This window comes from Klebsiella sp. C283, assembly GCF_048822555.1.
In the GTDB taxonomy this organism is placed as follows: Bacteria; Pseudomonadota; Gammaproteobacteria; order Enterobacterales; family Enterobacteriaceae; genus Klebsiella; species Klebsiella quasipneumoniae.
Window position 1 is genome coordinate 1 of record NZ_JBMEZS010000039.1, and the last position, 5,598, is coordinate 5,598.

A 5,598-nucleotide genomic window follows, 5' to 3' on the forward strand; every position below is an offset into this window, starting at 1 on the left:
TACTGACGGTCGCCAGAATGGCGCCGCCGCTGTCGGTCTGCTCCTGGTTTGTCAGGCCGCCGTCCAGGCTGTTTATCGCCGTGATGCGATCTCCAGGTACTGTGAACAGATTCGGATCGGTGTTACTCACGGCAATATTTGCCTGACCGCCATTGGTCAGGGGAACCACTGTCGGCGCCAGCGTACCGCTAAGGGTCGCTGACATCGCAGGGGCGACCAACAGCAGACAACCTGAAATAAATAACGGGTTAATTTTTTTCATTATTTATTTCTCCAAAACGCGCCAGCCAGCTGACACCATCGACACGACTGAACTGAATGACATAGCTTTTAATTTCACTGTAGGGTTTGGAATCCCCAATCCACGTTTTCAGCTCACCCCGGATATCCACGCGGTTCTCTGCCGGCCACGCACGGATCGAGGTCATATAAAAGGTGGCATTAACGTTATTGTCTTTAATGCGTTTCGCATCTTCAGCCAGCTGGACCTTTAGGCTGTTCTGCGCAGCGGGTAATACATACCGGAGAAGCTGCTGATGCTGGGCATCAACCGTTTCCGGCGTGACATTCAGACGCAGGGCAACAAAGGACAGGCCCAGCTGCTCAATATAAGAAGCGTCAGCCTGGTTCTGAGACACCGCAAAGGGGGCACGGAATAACATCGGTGTCACCGCCACTTTCTGTTCCGTCTGCAGACGGTAATTATTTATGCCCTGGATAATATTGGTCGCAAGACTGAGGGTCAGGAGTGTCCCCAGACTGATAAATCCCACAGCGATAACGCGAGTGGTATTTTGTCTGGCACCATGTTCCATATGTTATTTCCCCGTTGATTTATTTAATCCACTGCCGGAAACAGGAGTCCGGAACATCATGAAAGAAACCTTTAAGAAGGGAGGTTGGCAGATACCAGTAAATCAGGTCGCGTAGCCAGGAACTGCCCCGCCCTTTTTTCAGTTTCTTGATACCCCAGAAAACCAGTGCCGCTGCAGCCATACCAAAAATGAACTTGCTGGTCCAGAAACCCCAGCCGAGACAAATCACGGCCGGGATAAGTTCATCGAGATATAAGCCAAACCAGCGGGACTGGTTAGTCAGTGTTTCCGGGAAACGGTATCGCTTTAATTCGTCTCCCGTCATCACGTGCTTCCTGTCAGTAACCGGCGACCGACATACCGATGGTGATAAAGGTGGAAATAATCGCGAAGCCAAACAGGAACTTCACGTTTTTGGTCATCATGTACATGATGCCGCCGGCGACAACTTCTGCCAGAACCACCCATTTGACGACGCTGGATTGCTTACCAAACGTGCCTTTAACGGTCGCATCCCCGGACTTCATCAGGTCGGTTGCCGTGGTGGTGGCCATCGCAGCATCCGGGAAGAACGCCGCCACAGCAGCAACCGGCAGCACAACTTTAGCGGCTTTCAGGGCTTTCTTTTTATTGAAAACGCGGGACATAAAAGACGGTTTGGTTTTTTCAGGGACAGCAGAGCCCTGAACACTTAATACAGCATTCATATTTATTTCCTTTTAAATAGATAATGTTTAAATGGTAATACCTTCGGGACTACTTATGTTTCAGATACTGACCTCCTTATCACTTCGACTTCAGAACTATAAAAATCAGGAAATTCGAACAGATGTGCTTTGAGACGAAGATAAACTTCATGCGACTTGCTTCTGTTACTTTTATTTTTAGCTGCAATCAGTTTTTTGTTTGTATCCTCATCAAAGCGGGCCATAACAACAGGACCAAAACTCACACTCTTATATGTTACAGTTGGATAAAAATCTGGATAGCGTAAAAGGTGATCCTTAACCCTAAGCACAACCTCCCCAGCCTTACTACGTCCGCTTCTCTCTTTGGCATTTACCAATTTCAGATGCGTATCTTCATCAAGTTTGAAACTAACGCATGGACCTAATGCCGGACGAGTAGTCATTCGCCTCACTTGCACCTCCACTCTACTTTTCAATAGGAGTAGTCTCACAAATAAAACCCCTTAACACAATAGACAAAAGGTCACTATTTATTTAACAATTTATTAACGCGACTTCCAATTAATTCTGTAACAACCTTACAGAATGAAAAGGCCATTCCACTGGCGAATAAAAAATAAAATACCTCTTCTCTCGTGCGGATTGGTAAAGCAGCAAGAATACGATTCACCCTGTTTTTCGATGTTCCAATTGCTATATTTAAAACCTCTGAAATCTGATTGTGGGAGGCACCAAAAGAATATAGAGCCAGAGTCTCAATCTGAACATCAGTTAAAAAACCGACTGCATTTTTAAATTCGTTGAGTTTTTTTATAAAACCTGAGCGAACAGGAGACAGTAAAAAACCGCCTCGTTGAAGATGACAGAACTTCCACAGAGTGAACTCTGTTCCATCAAATGACATCCGTTCTATTATAAAATCCCATCGGTTCCCATTAATGGGCAAATTTTCCTCAACGAGCATTTTTCGATCGCCTGAGTAAACTTCTGCGTCAAGAGCTGACAGACGTAAAGAAGAGGAGATTTCCAAACGGTTAAACCATATGTTAACGTTAATATTGTGCAGAAAAGTTGTAGCGAAAGAATGATTGAAATGGGAAAAGGATCCATCACGGAGCCTTATACAAGCAGGATGGCTAGAAAGGTTGACAGTTAATTGCATTTCACGAAAGAAATCCAATTGACTACAGTTGGTGTTTTCAATACGATCCATCGAACACATAGGAGCCTCCTCAACAGGATTCTATGGGCAGCTGATGTGAAGGGGGCCAACCCTTCACATCAGCGATTCTCAAATTTTGTGAGACCTGAGCCTCTCAAACTATGATAAATGTAACCCACTTCCCTGTCACTAAAAATACGCAGATCATTCCGCTTTTATTTTTTATATTTTAGTTTAATAATCTAGATAACTTAATGTTGTGTAGTTTACTCTTCGTCACCATCTTCTGATTCTGGAAAGAATGTATCGACCACTTCTTTAGTGTCTTCCAGAATGTTATCAATCATAAATCGCCACTCAAATTTTTGGTTACCTGAGATATGTGGACTCAAACAAGAAATTCCCAAAATTTTGTTGGTTGCAAATTGTGTCTTCAAAACTGTTTCAAGCAAAACCTTATTGAAAGCCATCTGATTAAAGCCGCTTTCTTTCCTTTCCATTTGCGCTTCATAAACCCTCAAGCCTAACTCGACAAGCATCGTAGACACACTGGAAAAACTAACATCTTTCTCCCTGGCGCCCTCAGCTTTCCGTTTCTCCACAATGGCATTAATTTTTTCAGCAACTTCATCGCTAACATATGCCTGTATCTTTGCCATATCCATCCCTTAATATAAAAAGAAATCTTGATACTATTTACAGCCAACCAATTCAGACGATTCACCAACGATTCAATTCGCGATTCGAATCTAGATTCACCGCCTTGAAACTCGATTCATAAGGCGAATCACACCACGAATTGAATCTAGAGTCAATTCGCCAATAAAGCTAGATTTCATAAGGGTTGATTCGTTACTGATTCACCCACGATTTATAAGTGAATCGTTAGCGATTCATCTGCGATTCATATTTATATTACATAATGAAAGATAGTGTAATTTAGTTGACCATAACTCTATGGTTTAAATAATAAATCTGCAAAATTTTAATTTTGCGTGGGGTGTGGTGATTTTGTGGTGAGGAGTGCATATATGTTGAGTCTCGGTCTTGGATGGGTTAAGGTTATTCCGGGATTTGGCACGGAGGGGAATTCATGAAGGGAGTAGCGTTTGGTATCATCCTGTCTTTAATACCATTGTCATCAATGGCAGCAGACTGCTTTGATATGGCTGGCAGGGATTACAAAATTGATCCGGATCTCCTGCGTGCTATATCATGGCAAGAATCACGATTTAAAATTGATGCGATTGGGCGTAATCCTGTTACGGGTTATGGATCAGGCTTGATGCAAATTGACTCGCAGCATTTCAACGAACTGTCGCGATATGGAATAAAACCGGATCATCTTCTTAGCGATGCTTGTCTTAACATCTACACCGGAGCCTATTATCTGGCTCAGGCGTTTAAAAAGTGGGGCGTTTCGTGGGATGCAGTCGGGGCATACAATGCAGGCTTCAAAAAGACCCCGCGCCAGGCAGCAAGACGTTACGAGTATGCGAAGAAGATCCATTACTACTACACGGCTATCAAAGCAAGCAAACGAACTTCTTCTAAAGATCAGAAAATCGCCATGAACTAAAAAGCCTTCTGATATAAGAAGGCTTGAATTTCTTAAAAATCTACGGCATCTATACCTGGATAATAATCGGCATCACTATCAAAATGAAAAAGCAGATACCCACCCTCCCGGTGCATTAGTATAAGATTTTTGCGTAAAAATTTTGACACCCCACCTCTTTTTAGCGCCAGAAGATGGCGTTTGAAATCATACATCCTTATAACACAACCATAAGGTGTATCATGTATCCACTCTAAGTAACTATCGCAAGTTAGATAATTGGTTGTTGATGAAAGCACCTGAAGAACTCTGATATCACCTTCTTCCATATGTGAAATACTGATACAGACAGCTTTAAATTCAAACATAAGTATTCCCACCATCAAAACGCCGGACAGCTGCCCGGCGCTTATAAATAGCCTTTAAGAGTGCGGAATTTCTCCGCAATTAACCACAATGCCTTATTGAGTTTAACATCACCATCGATTGCTTTTACTGGCCGGGTTGTTGTTCTTTTCCCTTTTTCAGTTCGGCCAGGCAAACCGCCTTTAATCAGATTTTCCTGGACCCTTTGATATGTAGTCCAGATGTCATCTTTTTTATCTTCATAACGGCGCGGATGAATTATCTGTTCAATACTGACCGGAGATTTATTTTCATCTTCATATCGGTAGGTTAATGCAGCTTGTCCAAACAGACGCTGTTCTTCCTTGGTTAAGGCAATAGACTTCATGACATCAACGCCTTCAGTTATTTTATCGAAAATTCCCAGAACTTCGTAAGCACCTTCGATAACCCTTCCAACAATATCACCTTTATGAGGTACACGAATCTCACCAAACGACGTACCGCACACAAGGCCATTTGTGCATACAAAACGGAACATACCCGGGATCATTTGATAACTGGACGATCCATCATGCGAGTTAAGAAGAATGATTTCGGGTACTTCTGTTCCTTTATTGGCCCCTTCACGGCGAAGTCTTACCATATGCTTAGTATGCCCCCGTTTATCCTCATCCCTTACTCGTGACTGACAGGCAAAAAATGGCTGGAAACCTTCTTCACGTAATTTATCCAGCAGTGTAATGGTTGGAATATAGGTATAGCGATCACTACGTGAATTATGCTTTTCTTCTGAAAACACAGAAGGTACAACCTTGACTAATTCATCGTTAGTCAGTGGGCGTTCCTGACGAATGGAATGAGTAAGTCCAAATCGGGATGCTAAACGCATATTATTCTCCTTCACCTGTTTAATTTTTTAACCATCACCCGTTGAGTTGCCGGGGCCGCGGTTTTGACTTTGTGCGGGGACCTGCTGAACCTGCCCCCTGGATATAACCTTCACCCGTTTGAGAGCCGTTCGCCGCG

10 protein-coding genes are annotated in these 5,598 nt (G+C 43.3%); 1 reads left to right on the forward strand and 9 read right to left on the reverse strand.

Going from position 1 to position 5,598, the window contains the following annotated elements; genetic code table 11:
- The 7 genes from ACOI7Z_RS26725 to traM all read right to left on the reverse strand — a co-directional run.
- Nucleotides 1-262, reverse strand: a 262-nt coding sequence (locus ACOI7Z_RS26725; protein ID WP_179830703.1) for a TraK domain-containing protein, incomplete at its 3' end; no start/stop codon positions are given.
- Nucleotides 249-815, reverse strand: a complete 567-nt coding sequence (gene traE / locus ACOI7Z_RS26730; protein ID WP_004152602.1) for a type IV conjugative transfer system protein TraE — start codon at nt 813-815, stop codon at nt 249-251. The genes ACOI7Z_RS26725 and traE, both read right to left, overlap by 14 nt.
- A gap of 19 nt (nt 816-834) precedes the next feature.
- Nucleotides 835-1,140, reverse strand: a complete 306-nt coding sequence (gene traL / locus ACOI7Z_RS26735; RefSeq protein ID WP_004178059.1) for a type IV conjugative transfer system protein TraL — start codon at nt 1,138-1,140, stop codon at nt 835-837.
- A 13-nt stretch (nt 1,141-1,153) separates the two neighbouring features.
- A complete protein-coding gene (gene traA / locus ACOI7Z_RS26740) occupies nt 1,154-1,522 on the reverse strand; it encodes a type IV conjugative transfer system pilin TraA (protein WP_023307550.1) in 369 nt (122 codons plus the stop codon).
- A 53-nt stretch (nt 1,523-1,575) separates the two neighbouring features.
- Nucleotides 1,576-1,947, reverse strand: a complete 372-nt coding sequence (locus tag ACOI7Z_RS26745) for a TraY domain-containing protein (RefSeq protein ID WP_004208838.1) — start codon at nt 1,945-1,947, stop codon at nt 1,576-1,578.
- A gap of 83 nt (nt 1,948-2,030) precedes the next feature.
- Complete coding sequence (locus tag ACOI7Z_RS26750) at nt 2,031-2,726, reverse strand: transcriptional regulator TraJ family protein (RefSeq protein ID WP_023307551.1); 696 nt, start codon at nt 2,724-2,726, stop codon at nt 2,031-2,033.
- Between the two features lie 206 nt (nt 2,727-2,932).
- A complete protein-coding gene (gene traM / locus ACOI7Z_RS26755; protein WP_004206766.1) occupies nt 2,933-3,325 on the reverse strand; it encodes a conjugal transfer relaxosome DNA-binding protein TraM in 393 nt (130 codons plus the stop codon).
- 434 nt (nt 3,326-3,759) lie between these two features.
- On the opposite strand from traM, the gene ACOI7Z_RS26760 reads away from it, so the two are divergent.
- Nucleotides 3,760-4,245, forward strand: coding sequence for a transglycosylase SLT domain-containing protein (locus ACOI7Z_RS26760; protein ID WP_001568108.1), 486 nt, complete (start codon nt 3,760-3,762; stop codon nt 4,243-4,245).
- Between the two features lie 32 nt (nt 4,246-4,277).
- On the opposite strand, the gene ACOI7Z_RS26765 is transcribed toward ACOI7Z_RS26760, so the two are convergent.
- Together ACOI7Z_RS26765 and ACOI7Z_RS26770 are read right to left on the reverse strand one after the other, a co-directional pair.
- Nucleotides 4,278-4,607, reverse strand: a complete 330-nt coding sequence (locus tag ACOI7Z_RS26765) for a DUF5983 family protein (RefSeq protein WP_011977736.1) — start codon at nt 4,605-4,607, stop codon at nt 4,278-4,280.
- A 26-nt stretch (nt 4,608-4,633) separates the two neighbouring features.
- Complete coding sequence (locus tag ACOI7Z_RS26770) at nt 4,634-5,461, reverse strand: DUF932 domain-containing protein (RefSeq protein ID WP_023307552.1); 828 nt, start codon at nt 5,459-5,461, stop codon at nt 4,634-4,636.
- Nucleotides 5,462-5,598 lie beyond the last annotated feature (137 nt).